This is a genomic window from Gluconacetobacter entanii (genome assembly GCF_013155425.1).
In the GTDB taxonomy this organism is placed as follows: Bacteria; Pseudomonadota; Alphaproteobacteria; order Acetobacterales; family Acetobacteraceae; genus Novacetimonas; species Novacetimonas entanii.
Map to the genome: position 1 here is coordinate 1 of NZ_JABJWD010000011.1, position 15,101 is coordinate 15,101.

Below are 15,101 nucleotides of genomic sequence, written 5' to 3' on the forward strand. Positions count from 1 at the left end.
CAAACGGCTTTTTGAAGCGGTTTCTGACGATGCCGACATGGAATATGCGATGATCGACGGCACGGTGGTCCGGGTTCACCGCCATGGCCAAGGCGCAAAAGGGGGACCCGAAACCAGGCGATAGGGCGCAGTGTGACGGGCTGGTCCACCAAGATCGTCGCCATGACTGACGCCCTGGGCAATCTGGTCCGCTTTACGCTTATCCCCGGCCAGCATTACGACACAGTCGGGGTGGCGCCGCTTCTCGAACCCGCGGATTTCAAGGGTATTCTTGCCGACAAGGCATTCGATGTGCACTGGATCGTGGACACCATACGCGCGCAAGGGGCCCGCGTGGTCATTCCCCAGCGTCGGAACCGCCTCGACAGGCGACCCTTCGATGGAGCCCTGTTCAAGGCGCGCCATCTCATCGAGAACTTCTTCTGCAAGCTCAAGGAGTTCAAGCGTATCGCCATGCGGAGCGACAAGACCGACAGATCATTCGCAGCGATGATTTATCTCACCGCCGCAATCATCAATTCGCGTTAATTCCCAACAGACCCCAAAAACTCTAAAAAACAATCGGTTTGCAAAGGGCAATGCCCTTTGCCGGGTTTCAGGGCAACGCCCTGATCCCCTTACCGTGCCGCAATCCGCAGGCGTCCGGCCACGCGGTCATATCCCATCAGCGGCAGCAGGTCGCGCATCTCCGGCCCCTTTTCCTCCCCCGTCAGGGAAAGGCGCAGCGGATGGAACAGGGCCTTGCCCGTGCGTCCCGTTGCTTCCTTCAGGGCGGTGGTCCACGTCTTCCATGTCTCTGGCCCCCACGGTTCCGCAGGCAGCAGGTCCACGGCCTTGAGCAGGTAGTCACGCTCCTGCGCCTCCATGACGGGCGGCACGATGGAGCCGGCCACCACGTCCCACCAGTGGCGCAGTTCACCGATCATGTCCACGTTGCCCCGCACCGCCAGCCAGAAGGCCTCCGTCGCGCCCTCGGGCAGGCGCGGGCGCACCTCCTCGAACGACATGGTGTGCATGATGCGGCGGTTCAGCCCCAGCAACTGCCGCATGTCGAACCGCGCGGCGGAACGTGAAACGCGCGACAGGTCGTAACTTGCCGCCTGTTCGGCAAAGGACATCGGCTCCGGGTCATCCGCGCTGCCCAGGCGGGCAAGGTAGGAGACGATGGCCGAGGGCTCGATCCCGTCCTGCCGGAGCGAGCGCAGCGACAGGCCATCGAACCGCTTCGACAGCTTCCCGCCCCCTTCATCCAGCAGCAGCGGCAGGTGTGCGAAGCGGAAATGGTCCGCCGCAACACCCAGCGCCACGGCAATGTCGATCTGCACGCCGGTATTGGTGACGTGGTCCTCGCCGCGCACCACATGGGTGATGCCGGTTTCGATGTCATCGACGACGGAGGCCAGCGTATACAGCACCGTCCCGTCCGCGCGCACCAGCACGGGGTCGGAAATCGACGGCAGTTTCACCCGGCTTTCGCCCATCACCATGTCGTCCCAGCGCACCATGCGGTCCGACAGGCGGAAACGCCAGTATGGCACCTTGCCATTGGCTTCGGCCTGCGCGCGCTGCTGCGGCGTCAGCTTCAGCATCGCACGGTCATAGATCGGCGGCTTGCGCGCGCGAATCCGCGCCTCACGCTTGGAGGCAAGTTCCTGCTCGCTTTCGAAACAGGGATACAGCCGCCCCGTGGCCTTGAGATGTTCGATCGCCAGCGCGTAGCGGTCCAGACGGTCCGACTGCCGCACGAATTCATCCCATTCGATACCCAGCCACTGCAGGTCCGCCTGCAGGGCCGTGACATATTCCTCCCTGGAACGTGCCACGTCGGTATCATCGATACGCAGAAGGAACTGCCCACCATAATGGCGGGCATACAGGGCGTTGGCGATGGCCTGCCGGGCGTTGCCAACATGGATCAGTCCGGTCGGACTGGGCGCAAAACGGAGTTTCATGCGCCCTTTATGCGGGGATCGCGTGGGAAAAACCAGTCACCAGATGCACCATCGCATCCATGGCGGCGGGCCTAGTCCTCCTCATCCTCATCCTCTGCCCGGCGGGGGTCGAGCGCACGCCAGTCGCGTTCCATCTCCGACGCGCGGTGGGCGGCGAAATCGTCGAGTTCATTGGCCGAACGCCAGCCGTCATCGCCCGCTTCCAGCACTTCCGCATCCTCGCCATAGGCGAACCACGCCTGCAGCACTTCCCTGGGCGACAGGCCCGCGCTGCGGCAGCGTTCGATGCTGTCGCGAACATAGGCACGGGCAAAGGCATTGGCGTGGATCAGGTCGGGGAAACCGCCGATTTCCTCCACAATATTGTCTTCGGCGCCACCGGACAGGTCGATGATACGCACACGCCAGCCCCCTTCGGGAGCAAATAGAGTTTCCGACACGATCGGCCCTTTCGTTGGTGTGAACGGCAATGCCGGGACGCAATGGTCCCGGCCCCACCGGTCAGGAGTGGCGCACCGTATCGCGCCCGCGCGCATGGCGCAGCAGGAATTCCCGCCCGACCTTCACCCGCGGTTCCCCGTCATAGGCGACGATGTCCGCCGTGGCATAGGTTTCGGACCAGCGGTCGGGAATGAACGACCCCGTGCCGATCACATCCACCGGCGCGTGCGCGTCCGCCATGCTGAGGCATTTTTCCACGCTGAAGCCCGAGGACGCGACGATGCGCACATGCGGGAATCCGGCGGCGTCCAGCACCTCGCGCATGCGCCAGATCGCGGCGGCCGACACCCCCGTCCCCACAAGGTAGCGCAGTTCCTTGTCCGAGCGGTAGCGCCGGATCGTGCCCGGCGTGTTGCGTTCCAGCGCCGCATACGACCCCTGCGGGTCCAGCCCCTCCAGGAAACGGCCGCCATGGGTGTCGAGCCGCACGCTCAGTCGTCCCGCCGCCGCAAGGTCGGGGAAACGGCGACATACCTCCAGCGCGTCCGTCAGTTCGCGGCCGAAGTAATCCACCAGCACCACAAGGTCCGAATCGGGATAGACGGTGTGGAACATCTCCGCCGCGCGCAGGGTGGACCCGGCATAGCCGATCAGCGCATGCGGCATGGTGCCAAGGCCGAAGGCCGTGTCGAAGAAGGGCGCGGTGGCGTCATTCGCCCCCCCGATGAAGCCCATTGCGCCTTCGGCCTGCGCTGCGCGGCTTCCGACCGACGCGCCATAGGCCATCTGGACCTGCATTTCATATCCGGCACAGTGCCGCGCCTCCATCGCCATGAAGCGCACGTTCGGCAGGGCCAGCGCCATCTGGTACGCATTGTGCGCGGCGACGCAGACCGGCCCCAACTGCTGCAGCAGCAGGGTTTCAAGGTCCGCAAGATGGGCGAACGATCCCGTGACATAGGCCAGCGGTTCGCCCGCCCCCACCCATGCCCCTTCGGGGAACATCACGTCGCATGTCACGCTGATCCCGCGCGCCTGCGCCACCCGCGCCAGCCAGTCAACCATCAGGCGCGGGGCGGAGACGACCGGCCGGCGCAGGAACAGCGCGTACGTCACCGTGCAGTCCCCGAAATGGGTGACGATTTCACAGGTGCGGTTGAAATAGGCATCGGTGCGCGCCGCAATGGCCGCATCGTCGGGCACCCCGTAAAGGGGGGAGGAACATGCCCCGCCCGTCAGGCCGCCTTCCTCCGTGTGGCCCTGCCCCGGTGAAGACGCGTCATGGTCGGGTCTGGACATGTTTCCTCCGTCACTACCGCCCGTCTGGCGACAGGCCTACTTTCCCCCGGCGGGCGTGTGGTGCTTGCGGGTCTTGAGTTCCTCCGCCAGGCGGAACGCCATTTCCAGCGACTGTTCCGCATTCAGGCGCGGGTCGCAGAAGGTCTCGTACCGCTCGCCCAGGTCATCTTCGGTCAGGCACTGCGCGCCGCCGATGCATTCCGTCACGTTCTGGCCGGTCATTTCGAAATGGACGCCGCCGGGGAACCCGCCCTCGGCCTCGAACACATCGAAAAAGCCCTTCACTTCCGCAAGGATCGCGTCGAACGAGCGGGTCTTTACCCCATTCGTGGTCGAACTGGTATTGCCGTGCATGGGATCGCACAGCCATGTGACCGTCCGGCCCGTGCCCTGCACCTTGCGCAAAAGCTGCGGCAGGTGGTCGCGCACCTTCGTCGCCCCCATGCGCGAGATGAGCGAGATGCGCCCCGCCTCGTCCGTGGGGTTGAGGATGTCGAGAAGCCGTTCAAGGTCCTCGATGGTCGTAGTGGGGCCGACCTTGATGCCGATCGGGTTGCGCACGCCACGCAGGAACTCCACATGCGCACCGTCAGGCTGGCGCGTGCGGTCGCCGATCCACACGAAATGCGCGGAACAGTCATACCATTCCCCCGACGTCGAATCGATGCGCGTCATCGCCTGCTCGTACCCCAGCAGCAGCGCCTCGTGCGAGGTGTAGAACTCCGTCTCGTCCAGTTGCGGCGTGGAGGCGGTCGTCAGGCCACACGCCGCCATGAAATCCAGCGTCTCGCCAATGCGCTCGGCCAGCAGGCCATAGCGCTGCGCCATGGCAGAGCGTTCGACGAAGCCGAGGTTCCAGCGATGCACCTCATGCAGGTTGGCATAACCGCCACTGGCGAACGCGCGCAGCAGGTTCATCGTGCCGGCCGACTGGAAATAACCGGTTTCCATGCGCAGCGGATCGGGAATGCGCGATTCGGCGGTGAACGCCGCGCCGTTGATGTTGTCCCCGCGATAGGACGGCAGCGTCACGCCATCGCGCGTTTCCGTGTCGGACGAACGCGGCTTGGCATACTGTCCGGCCATGCGGCCCAGCTTGATGACCGGCACCTTGGCGCCGAACGTCAGCACGACGGCCATCTGCAGCAGCACGCGGAAGGTATCGCGCACGATGTCGGCGGTGAATTCGCTGAAGCTTTCGGCGCACGCGCCGCCCTGCAGCACGAACGCCTCGCCCCGCGCGGCCTGCGCCAGGTGGGATTTCAGGCGCCGTGCCTCCCCCGCGAAGACCAGTGGCGGATAGCGGCGCAGCCGTTCCTCCACCGCCTCCACCGCTGCGGGATCGGGATAGGTCGGCACCTGCCTGATGGGAAACGACCGCCAGCTTCCGGGCGTCCAGTTCTGCCGCGCGGAGCTGTTTTTCATGTGCGTCGCACTCATGGGTCGTGTCCTGTGTCCTCTGGTCAAAACGATATTCACCCCCGGGCGCGGACCTGCCATCCGCCTTCCTGCCCACGAGGGGGTTGCCTTTATGTCGAAAAAACCCCCGCTGGCAAAGCATCTTGTTATGCCGGGGGCACATTTGCTGTTATTATATGTCCCGCATGGCGTTGCCGGATCGCCACAGCAGGCGGCCCAATGCAGCATTGGCGGTCGCATTGTCGCCCGGTTCGTTCCATATGACACATCAACATGGATGGCCTGCTGCCATGCGCCTTACACTGCGTGGCGGGAATTGGCATTGTAAAGGGCCGTAAGCGGAAGGAAACCGAACCATGCTCATGTCGCGTGGAAAACTCATGACAGCACTCGCCGCGGGGCTGTGCCTGTTCAGCGTCAGCGCCAACGCCGCGCCCCCGGGTTCATCGGACCAGGATTCGGGTTCGGACAACAGCGAGGACCGCATGACCGTTCATGGTCAGCGCAACCGCCTGCCCCCCGGTTACCAGGATGCGCCGTCAATGGAACTGAACCATGGTCCCGACCCCGACCATGCCGAACATGTCCACCGCGATTCCGTGACCGGCACCGACCTGTCGCGCTTCGGCTCCTCCTATCAGGCGAGCGGAATCAATGGCGACGGGCAGCTTGGCGATTCCACCGGCAATGGCTGGGTCGCGCCGCGCTGATTTTTTCTTCCCTGTCCGTCAGGCCATCGGGGCCGGACGGACTTGGGGAACCTGAAAAAAGACTGCCTGTGCAGCATCGGGCAAATCGTTTCAGAAGTTTTTGGTGAAGCTTTTTCCAAAAAGCTTCGAAAGACGCCGCCTTTTTCGATCAAAAGGGGGCACCCGGAAACTTTTATTCCTTTTTCTTATTCTGCCGGGGTCTGCGGCGTCTCGCGCGTGCGGGTACGCATGGTCACGAATTCCTCGGCCGAGGTCGGGTGGATGCCGATCGTGCGGTCCCAGTCCTGCTTCGTCAGGCCGGCCGTCACCGCGATCGCCAGTCCCTGCATGATTTCCGGCGCGTCATCGCCCAGCATATGCGCGCCCAGCACCTTCTGGCTGGCCTGATCCACCACCAGCTTCATCACCGTGCGCTGCGGACTGCCGCCAAGCGTGTTGCGCATGGGGCGGAAGCGGCTGAGATAGATATCCACCGCGCCCTGATGCGCCGCTTCCTCCTCCGTCAGGCCAACGCTGGAGACGGGGGGTGAGAAAAACACCGCCTTGGGTGTCGTGGCGAACGACCATTCGCGCACATGATCCGCAAACAGGTACTCGGCCAGAATATGCCCTTCGGCAATGGCGACCGGCGTCAGGTTGAGCCGGTTGGTCACATCCCCGATGGCATAGATCCCCTCCACCGAGGTCTGGCTGTGGCGATCCACCACGATTCGCCCGCCAGAAACCGTCTTCACGCCCACATCCTCAAGCCCGAGCTGCGCGATTTTCGGCCGTCGCCCGGTGGCAAAGAAGACGCAGTCCGTCTCGATCGCCGCCCCATGGTTGAGGGTCACGACAAAGCTGCCATCGCTCCTGCGTTCGATCGCAGTGGGCGTCGTGCCACGGTACTGGCGGATGCCGCGCAGGTCAATCGCCTCATGCAGGGCGGTGCGCAGGTCCGCATCAAATCCACGCAATGGCTGGTGCGGGCGATAGACAAGGTCAACCGTGGAGCCAAGCCCTGCGAAGATCCCCGCGAATTCCACCCCGATATACCCGCCGCCAACGATGCAGACCCGTTCGGGCCGCTGCGGCAGGTGGAACGCCTGATCGGACGTGATGGCATGTTCGATGCCCGGGATATCGGGCACGAAGGGCGTCGATCCGACAGCGATCACGATCCGCCGGGCCGTGACGCGGCGGGGTGCGGCATCGGGGTCCAGCGCCGACGGCCCGATGGACAGGGTGTGCGCGTCCTCCAGCCGGGCATGGCCGGTAAACAGCCGCACCCCGGCCTTTTCCAGCATGGAGATATAGATGCCGTTGAGGCGCGAAATCTCACGGTCCTTGGCGGCGATCAGCGCGGCCCAGTCATGGTGCCCGCGCTGCGTGTCCCAGCCAAAGCCGTGGCTGTCATCCACATCCGCGCCATACTCGCTGGCCTGCACCATCAGCTTTTTGGGAACGCAGCCAAGGTTGACGCAGGTGCCCCCCCAATGGCTGCTTTCGGCCACGCCGACACGCGCGCCATGCGACGCCGCGACACGCGCGCACCGCACCCCGCCGGAGCCTGCGCCAATCACAAACAGATCAAAATCATATGCCATGGGAAGTGCTGCACCCTGCTGGAAAAAGGCCGCGCAAGAAAGATAAAAAGTTTTGGTGAAGCTTTTTCCAAAAAGCTTCGGGAAACGTCGCCTGTTTGGAAAAAGGCGACACCCAAAAACTTTTATTCTTATCAAGAGAGTGTTCAAAAACAGTCTCTTATGGCCGGATGCACAATCTCAGCACATCCGACAGGCCGCAACCACCTCCCCCGCGCAACAAGGGAGAAGGTCGCGGCCATCGTTCAGTCAGCGCTCCGCGAACGCCTTTTCAACGACATAGGCACCGGGCTTCGAGTTATTGCCCTCGTCAAAGCCACGCGCCTGGAGCATCTTTTCCGTATCGGCCAGCATTTCCGGCGAACCACAGATCATGACGCGGTCATGCTCGGGGTCGAGTTCGGGGATGTTGAGATCCTTGAAGATCTTGCCCGTCTCGATCAGCTTGGTGATACGGTCGGTCACGGCGAACGGTTCACGCGTGACGGCGGGGTAGTAGAGCAGCTTGCCCGACACATCCTCGCCCAGGAACTCGTGATGCGGCAGTTCGTGGCGGATATGGTTGGAATAGGCCAGCTCGCCAGAGATACGGACCGTGTGGCTCAGGATCACATGGTCATAGCGCTCATAGCATTCCGGGTCCTTGATCAGGCTCATGAACGGGGCGAGGCCCGTGCCCGTGGACAGGAAATACAGGTTGCGGCCCGGACGCAGGTTGTCCAGCAGCAGGGTTCCCACCGGCTTGCGCCCGATCAGGACCTTGTCGCCCACCTTCACATGGCGCAGGCGCGAGGTCAGCGGGCCATCAGGCACGGCGATGGAGAGGAATTCGAGGTTGTCCTCGTAATTCGCGCTGGCGATGCTGTAGGCGCGCAGCAGCGGCTTCCCCTCGACCTCGATGCCGATCATCGTGAACTGCCCGTTTTCGAAACGAAGCGCGGGGTCACGCGTTGTAGTGAAGGAAAACAGGCGATCCGTCCAGTGATGGACCGTCAGCACCGTTTCCGCGTTCAGGTGGCCATATTCCTTGACCGGCGGGGCAAGGTGATAAACCCCCGGCTGCCCCTCCACCGGTGCCAGACCGGACGGGACTGCATCAGCGGCGGGCGTGATCAACGTATCCGACATAAGGTCATTATTCTCCCGACTGACGCGGACGCGCGACAGGTTCCCCTGACATATGCGTCCGGCGACAATTTTTCCAAGGCGGGAATGTTTAGGCATCTGGCGCGTGGTATTCCAGCATAAACCTGCATAAATCGCCCCGCAGGAGGCAGAATTGCGTCTGATGCGACCCAGATGCGCCCCCGGCATGTGGATTTCATCCCGCCATCACACGCCCGGGGGCACGAATTCGCGGCCATGTTGCACGCACGCGACATTGTCGTGCGCGTGCGAATGACGCACATAGTCAGGCATGACATCTGATCTTCCCGCCCGTGCGGCGCCTGCCCTGATCGCCATGGACGCGGCCATCGCGGCCACCGGCCTGAATGTGGAAACCCGCGAACGCCAGAAGCTGGAACGCATCATCGCGCGCCTGCTGCAGCCGGGTGCGGAACATATCGACGCGGCCACGTTCCGCACCGCGCTGTGCACGCTGCGGCGCAAGCCGTGGGGGTCGCGCCTGATGGACATGACCCGCCGGGCGGGGCAGGTCTGGGTCACCCGCGCGGATGCGGAGGCGGCAGCCACGACGCTGGACGATCCCGAACCCGACGATGCCCGCCTGCTGGCGGCGCTTCGCCCGGTCATCCGCGCGCGCCTGCGTGAACAGGGCGACAGCGCGCAGGCGGCGGTGGACAATGTGCGCACCGACCTGTTCGACGGGACGGGCCGCGTGCTGGCGTCCGCCGAACTGCGCACGCTCGCCCTTGCGGCGGCCGATGCATTCGACCTGCCCGATGCCGAGGCCTTCGCCCGGCAGGTGGAGGACGCCGACAGCCGCACCCGCACCCGGCGCGAGGAAATCGAGCAGACCGCCCGCGCCCGCCGCAAGGAAGAGGTGCAGCGCCTGCGGGAGTGGGAGACGAAGCTTGTCCCCTTTGCCGAGGTTCCGGGTCTGCTGCGCTGCTCCCACCGTGAGGCGCTGCGCTGGATCGCGGAAAAGCGCCTGCCGGTCGCGCGCCGCGTGCCGCAGAAGGACGGACAGGAACGCTGGGAATTCGACCCCGCCGAACTGATCGCCCTGCGCCCGCAGGTGCAGGCATGGCGGCAGGAACGCCCCGACCGTGGCACGCCCGCCCCGATCGCCCCCGACATGGGCGACCGGCGCGTGGGCAACGCCGTGATCGCGCAGGTCGCGGCCCTTGACCGCTATGCCGCGCATTTCACCACCGCACGCGCGCTCAAGCGCCGCATCACGCTGGTGACCGGCCCGACCAACAGCGGCAAGTCGCACACCGCGCTCGATGCGCTGGCACGGGCCGAAAGCGGTCTGGCGCTGGCGCCGCTGCGACTGCTGGCGCATGAATTCCGCGAATCCCTGACCGCGCGCGGCGTGCCCACCTCCCTTGCCACCGGGGAGGAACGCATCGACGTCCCCGGCAGCCGCCACCTTGCCGCCACGGTGGAGATGTGCCCGCTGAACAACCCCGTCGATGTCGCCATCATCGACGAGGCGCAGATGCTGACCGATCCCGACCGCGGGGCGGCATGGACGGCGGCGATCATGGGGGCGCCGGCGCGGCACCTGTTCATACTTGGCGCGCCGGACTGCATCCCCATGGTCCGGCGCATCGCCGAACTGTGTGGCGACCCGGTGGACGAGATACACCTGGAGCGCAAAAGCCCGCTTGTCGCCGCCGACACGCCCGTGCGCATCCAGGACCTGCAGCCGCATGACGCGCTGATCGCGTTTTCCCGGCGCGAGGTGCTGGACCTGCGCGCACTGCTGCTGGCGCATGGCAAGCGGGTGGCCGTCGTCTATGGCGCGCTCAGCCCCGAAGTGCGCCGTGCGGAGGCCCAGCGCTTCAACCGGGGGGAGGCCGACATCCTGATCGCGACGGACGCGATCGGCATGGGCCTGAACCTGACCATCCGCCGCGTGATCTTCGCCGCCCTGCGCAAGTTCGACGGCACGCAGACGCGCGACCTCAATGCGCAGGAGGTCAAGCAGATCGGCGGGCGTGCCGGGCGCTTCGGCAAGCATGAAAAGGGCGTCGTCGCGGTGCTGGAAGGCGTGGGCAGCCCGTCCTTCATCCATGCGATGCTCGCCGCCCCTCCCGCCCGCCTTGATGATCTGCGCCCGCAGGTCCAGCCCGATGCGGACATCGTGCAGGCGGTGGCCGCCGAAATCGGCTCCGACAGCCTGTTCGGCGTGCTGGTGCGCATCCGCCGCGCCGTGCTGCGCCGTGATGACCCGAATTACCGGCTGGCCAATATGGAACAGGCTTTCGCCATCGCAACTGCGCTCGAAGGGGTGGAGGGGCTGACGCTGGCGCAGCGCTGGATCTATGCCATGTGCCCGGTCGATGACCGCGACAACGGCATACAGCGCCTGGTGGGCTGGGCCGCCGACCACGCGGCGGGCCATGCCGTGCCGCCGCCAGGCACCGGCCGCCTGCCCCCCGCCGAACGGGCGGAGCGCAGCGAACTGGAACGCGCGGAAAAGCGGCACAAGCGGCTGGTGGCATGGCGGTGGCTGGCGCTGCGGTTTCCCGATGCCTATCCCGACCGGGAGAATGCGGAGATCGCGACCACGCGCCTCAATGACTGGATCGAGGACGTCCTGCGCCAGCAGAGCACACGCACACGCGCCGAACTGCCGCAGATGTCCCCGCGCCGCCGCAACCACGACCGCATGGATCGCGGCCCCCGTGCGGAGGACCGGCCCCGCGGCAGGTCACGACGGAGGAAATGAACGTCCTCCATGCACCGCAATCGGCACATGGAACATCCGGGCTCTGCCCGGACCCGGCAGGGAGCGCGGCTCCCTGCACCCTGATTCGTTAAAAAGTCACGGTTTCCAAAGGGTAATACCCTTTGGTGGGGGTTCGGGGGCAAAGCCCCTGAGACGGTCGGCGCGTGCGACATCCGGGCTCTGCCCGGACCCGGCAGGGAGCGCGCTCCCTGCACCCTGATCCGTTAAGAAGTAATGGTTTCCAAAGGGTAATACCCTTTGGTGGGGTTTCAGGGGCAAAGCCCCTGAGCGAAACCTACTTCGCGCCACCCCTGATGACGTCCGTCCCGCCCATATAGGGCCGCAGCACCTCCGGCACCGTGATGGAGCCATCCTCGTTCTGCCCGTTTTCCATCACCGCGATCAGGGTACGCCCGACCGCAAGCCCGGACCCGTTGAGTGTATGGACAAAGGCGGGCTTGCCATCCGCCGCGCGGTAACGGGCGTTCATGCGGCGGGCCTGAAAATCGCGCGTGGTGGAACATGACGAGATTTCGCGCCATGCCTTCTGCCCCGGCAGCCATGCCTCGAGGTCGAAGGTGCGGGCAGCGCCAAAGCCGGTATCCCCCGCGCACAGCAGCATCCGGCGATAGGGCACGCCAAGGCGTTCGAGCACCATCTCCGCACAGCGGGTCATGCGTTCATGCTCCGCCTCGCTGTCCTCCGGCGCGGTGATGGACACCATCTCCACCTTCTGGAACTGGTGCTGGCGCAGCATGCCGCGCGTGTCACGCCCCGCCGCCCCGGCCTCGCTGCGGAAGCACGAGGACAGGGCCACCATGCGGCGCGGCAGCGTGTCGGCGGCAAGGATTTCACCCGCGACGGAGGCCGTCAGCGGCACCTCCGCCGTGGGGACCAGCCAGCGACCATCGGTGGTGCGGAAGGACTGGTCCGCGAATTTCGGCAGCTTGTCGGTGCCGTACATCGCCGCGTCATGGACCAGCACGGGGACGGAGGTTTCATCATACCCGTTTTCGCGCACATGCAGGTCCAGCATGAACTGCCCCAGCGCGCGCTCCATCCGTGCCAGCGCGCCACGCAGGACCACGAAGCGCGCACCCGACAGGCGCGACGCGGTTTCGAAATCCATCAGGCCCAGCGCCTCGCCCAGTTCGAAATGCTCCTTCGCGGGGAAAGCCATCTCCGGCACGCTGCCCCATGTGTGGCACACGACATTGCCGCTTTCGTCACGCCCGTCGGGCACGTCCGCCGCCAGCCGGTTGGGCAGGCATTCCAGCGTCCCGCGCAGCTTCGTATCCAGGTCGGCCACCTGCGTGGACAGTTCCTCCATCCGCGCGCGCAGGGCGGCGGATTTTTCCTCCACCGCCGAACTGTCGGCCCCGGTGCGACGCAGGGCGCCCACTTCCTTCGACAGCGTCTTGCGCTGGGCCTGACATTCCTGCAACGCGGTTTCAGCGGCGCGCCGTTCGCGGTCCAGTTCGAGGATGGCGCTCGCGACAGGCGGTTCGCCCCGGCGCTTCAGGTCGGCGTCGAACGCGTCGGGATCGGCGCGAAGGGCGCGCAGGTCGTGCATCAGGAATCCTCCTCGGTCTCATCCGCGCGGCGGGGTGCGACCATACGCGCGCAGACGATGGAAATTTCGTAAAGCCCGATCATCGGCACCGCCAGACCGGTCTGGGTAATCACGTCGGGCGGCGTCAGGATCGCGGCGATCACGAACGCCCCGACATAGGCATACCGCCGCACCCGCGCCAGTCCGTCCGCCGTCACCAGTCCCACGCGCGCCATCAGCGTCAGCACGACCGGAAGTTCGAACGCGGTGCCGAACGCCAGGATCAGCTTCATCACCAGCGACAGGTATTCCGACACCTTGGCCTGCAGTTCGATCTGGATGCCATCGGCCCCGTGCCCGCCCGTGCTCTGGAAGGAAAGGAAGAACTTCCACGCGGCGGGAAAGACGAAATAGTAAGCCAGCGACGCGCCCAGCGCGAACATCACCGGCGTCGCCACGAGGAACGGGGCAAAGGCGCGCTTCTCGCTGCGGTACAGGCCCGGCGCGATGAAGATCCATGCCTGGATCGCCACCATGGGAAAGGACAGGCACGCCGCGCCAAAGAACGCCACCTTCATGTAGGTGAAGAACGCCTCCGCCAGCGCGGTATAGATCAGGTGCGGCTGTTCCCCCTGCTGGCGCATGATGTCGGCCAGTGGCCGGGCAAGGAACATGTAGATCTGGGTCGAATAATAATAACAGATCGCGAAACAGACCGCGAAGGTTACGACCGACCACAAAAGCCGGCGTCTGAGTTCCACCAGATGCTCAAGCAGTGGCATGGGCTGGTCATCAAGCGTATCGTCGTTCAGCGTCGTATCCCCCGGCATGGGCCAGACATTCAGGAACTGGGCGTATCGGCCGCACGCGCCGGGGCGACGCGGTGGCCAGCATGGATCACGCGCACCGGCGGCAGGAACGTCGGCGGGTGCAGGCGCGCACGTTCATCGGCAATCCGGCGCGCGACCTGCGGCGGCACGAAATCGGGCGCGGGCGGCCCGGCCATCACGGGCCATGCGACAGGTTCATCATGCAGCGACGGGATCGTCGGCGTCCCGCGATAGCGCGACGGCATCGCCACCTCGTCCAGCGGGGGATGCGCCGCATCACCTGCGGGCGGCGGCGGGGTGATGGTGGGCGGCGACAGCGCCGTTTCCGCATCAAGCGGGCGTTCATCAAGCGTCCGGCGCAGGCTGCCATCGCCATCGACCGCGCGCATGATCTGGTCACGCACATTCATCCGGCGCAGGCGCCCCAACTGGTCGCGGGCCTCCGTCAGGTCAGCCTCACGCACCATTTCATCGACATGGGTCTGGAATTCGGCGGCCATCCTGCGCGCCTTCTTGATCAGGCCGGTCACCGTGCGGATCGCCACCGGCATGTCCTTCGGCCCGATCAGCAACAGGCCCACGGCCCCGATCAGGGCGAATTCAGACCACGCGAAATCGAACATGACACCCTGCCCTCTCCTGCCCCCGCGCGCGGCACAACCGCCCGCCGGGACCAGAATTCCACCAACCCGTCGCATTGCGCGAAAAACCTGTCCGCAGACCTATCACGCATCGGGCGGGGCGCAAACCGCATCGTCGGTCCCCTCCTGCGCGCCGTCCTCCTCTGCGGCGTCGGACCCTGCATCGAACATGTCCCCCCTTGCCTGCCCCCCGCCACCCGGGGGCTGCAGGTCGGGCACATCAACCAGCAGTTCCTCCCGACGGGGCAGGTCACGCAGGTCACGCAGCCCGAAATGCCGCAGGAACCCGGCCGAGGTCCCCCACAGGATCGGCCGCCCCGGCACCTCCTTGCGGCCAAGCGGCACCACAAGTTCGGCCTCCAGCAGGGTATCGAGCACCTGCTGGCTGAGCGAGACACCGCGTATCCCCTCGATCTCCGCACGGGTGCAGGGCTGGTGATAGGCGATGATCGCCAGCGTCTCCATGGTGGAACGCGCCAGCCTGCGCGGACGGCGCAACACGCGCGTCAGGCGCGGCGCAAGGTCGGGCGTGGTGCGGAACTGCCACCCGCCCGCGACCTCCACCGGCATGACGCCGCGCCCTGCATACAGCGCCAGCAGCGCATCGAGCGTCGCGCGGGTATAGGCCGCAAGGTCATCGACACCGGCGGGGATCTCCCCCTGCGTTTCCAGCAGTTCCGCAATCGCACGTTCGCTGACTGGTTCGGCGCGCGCGAAAATCAGCGCCTCGACCAGGCGCACGGACATGTCCGACACCACCATGTCCACCGGGGCGGCACGGGCCGCATCCACGGGCGCGGCCTCCGGCTGCG

The 15,101-nt window shown here is 65.6% G+C and carries 13 protein-coding genes; 3 read left to right on the forward strand and 10 right to left on the reverse strand.

Annotated elements, in window-relative coordinates; translation table 11 throughout:
- Positions 1–132 precede the first annotated feature (132 nt).
- The gene (locus tag HNH97_RS02930; RefSeq protein ID WP_171789806.1) at positions 133–528 is read left to right on the forward strand and encodes a transposase; all 396 of its coding nucleotides are present in this window, start codon (positions 133–135) and stop codon (positions 526–528) included.
- Positions 529–617: 89 nt separating this feature from the next.
- On the opposite strand, the gene gltX is transcribed toward HNH97_RS02930, so the two are convergent.
- The 4 genes from gltX to HNH97_RS02950 all read right to left on the reverse strand — a co-directional run bounded on the left by gltX (position 618) and on the right by HNH97_RS02950 (position 5,132).
- On the reverse strand, positions 618–1,952 hold the full coding sequence (gltX, locus tag HNH97_RS02935) for a glutamate--tRNA ligase (protein ID WP_171789807.1): 1,335 nt from the start codon (positions 1,950–1,952) through the stop codon (positions 618–620).
- A 71-nt stretch (positions 1,953–2,023) separates the two neighbouring features.
- On the reverse strand, positions 2,024–2,392 hold the full coding sequence (locus tag HNH97_RS02940) for a hypothetical protein (RefSeq protein ID WP_171789808.1): 369 nt from the start codon (positions 2,390–2,392) through the stop codon (positions 2,024–2,026).
- Positions 2,393–2,453: 61 nt separating this feature from the next.
- Complete coding sequence (locus tag HNH97_RS02945; protein ID WP_227744566.1) at positions 2,454–3,692, reverse strand: beta/alpha barrel domain-containing protein; 1,239 nt, start codon at positions 3,690–3,692, stop codon at positions 2,454–2,456.
- Positions 3,693–3,728: 36 nt separating this feature from the next.
- Positions 3,729–5,132, reverse strand: a complete 1,404-nt coding sequence (locus HNH97_RS02950; RefSeq protein WP_110914535.1) for a class II 3-deoxy-7-phosphoheptulonate synthase — start codon at positions 5,130–5,132, stop codon at positions 3,729–3,731.
- 335 nt (positions 5,133–5,467) lie between these two features.
- Here HNH97_RS02950 and HNH97_RS02955 point away from each other — a divergent pair, with 335 nt between their 5' ends.
- Positions 5,468–5,821 (forward strand): hypothetical protein, encoded by a 354-nt coding sequence (locus HNH97_RS02955; RefSeq protein ID WP_110095279.1) that lies wholly within the window; start codon positions 5,468–5,470, stop codon positions 5,819–5,821.
- Between the two features lie 185 nt (positions 5,822–6,006).
- Here the strand turns inward: HNH97_RS02955 and gorA are convergent, their stop codons facing one another.
- Together gorA and HNH97_RS02965 are read right to left on the reverse strand one after the other, a co-directional pair.
- Positions 6,007–7,407, reverse strand: a complete 1,401-nt coding sequence (gene gorA, locus HNH97_RS02960) for a glutathione-disulfide reductase (RefSeq protein WP_171789809.1) — start codon at positions 7,405–7,407, stop codon at positions 6,007–6,009.
- A gap of 246 nt (positions 7,408–7,653) precedes the next feature.
- Positions 7,654–8,532: a ferredoxin--NADP reductase gene (locus tag HNH97_RS02965; RefSeq protein ID WP_171789810.1), complete on the reverse strand. Its 879-nt coding sequence runs from the start codon at positions 8,530–8,532 to the stop codon at positions 7,654–7,656.
- A gap of 289 nt (positions 8,533–8,821) precedes the next feature.
- Here HNH97_RS02965 and HNH97_RS02970 point away from each other — a divergent pair, with 289 nt between their 5' ends.
- The gene (locus HNH97_RS02970; RefSeq protein ID WP_171789811.1) at positions 8,822–11,266 is read left to right on the forward strand and encodes a helicase-related protein; all 2,445 of its coding nucleotides are present in this window, start codon (positions 8,822–8,824) and stop codon (positions 11,264–11,266) included.
- Between the two features lie 295 nt (positions 11,267–11,561).
- On the opposite strand, the gene serS is transcribed toward HNH97_RS02970, so the two are convergent.
- The 4 genes from serS to scpB form a co-directional block, all read right to left on the reverse strand.
- Positions 11,562–12,839 (reverse strand): serine--tRNA ligase, encoded by a 1,278-nt coding sequence (gene serS, locus HNH97_RS02975; protein ID WP_171789812.1) that lies wholly within the window; start codon positions 12,837–12,839, stop codon positions 11,562–11,564.
- Entirely contained in the window at positions 12,839–13,648 is an 810-nt protein-coding gene (gene tatC / locus HNH97_RS02980; RefSeq protein WP_110912364.1) for a twin-arginine translocase subunit TatC, read from the reverse strand. The genes serS and tatC overlap by 1 nt, the downstream gene beginning before the upstream one ends.
- A gap of 11 nt (positions 13,649–13,659) precedes the next feature.
- The gene (gene tatB, locus HNH97_RS02985) at positions 13,660–14,271 is read right to left on the reverse strand and encodes a Sec-independent protein translocase protein TatB (RefSeq protein WP_171789813.1); all 612 of its coding nucleotides are present in this window, start codon (positions 14,269–14,271) and stop codon (positions 13,660–13,662) included.
- Between the two features lie 102 nt (positions 14,272–14,373).
- Positions 14,374–15,051 (reverse strand): SMC-Scp complex subunit ScpB, encoded by a 678-nt coding sequence (gene scpB, locus HNH97_RS02990; protein WP_171789903.1) that lies wholly within the window; start codon positions 15,049–15,051, stop codon positions 14,374–14,376.
- Between the last annotated feature and the right edge of the window lie 50 nt (positions 15,052–15,101).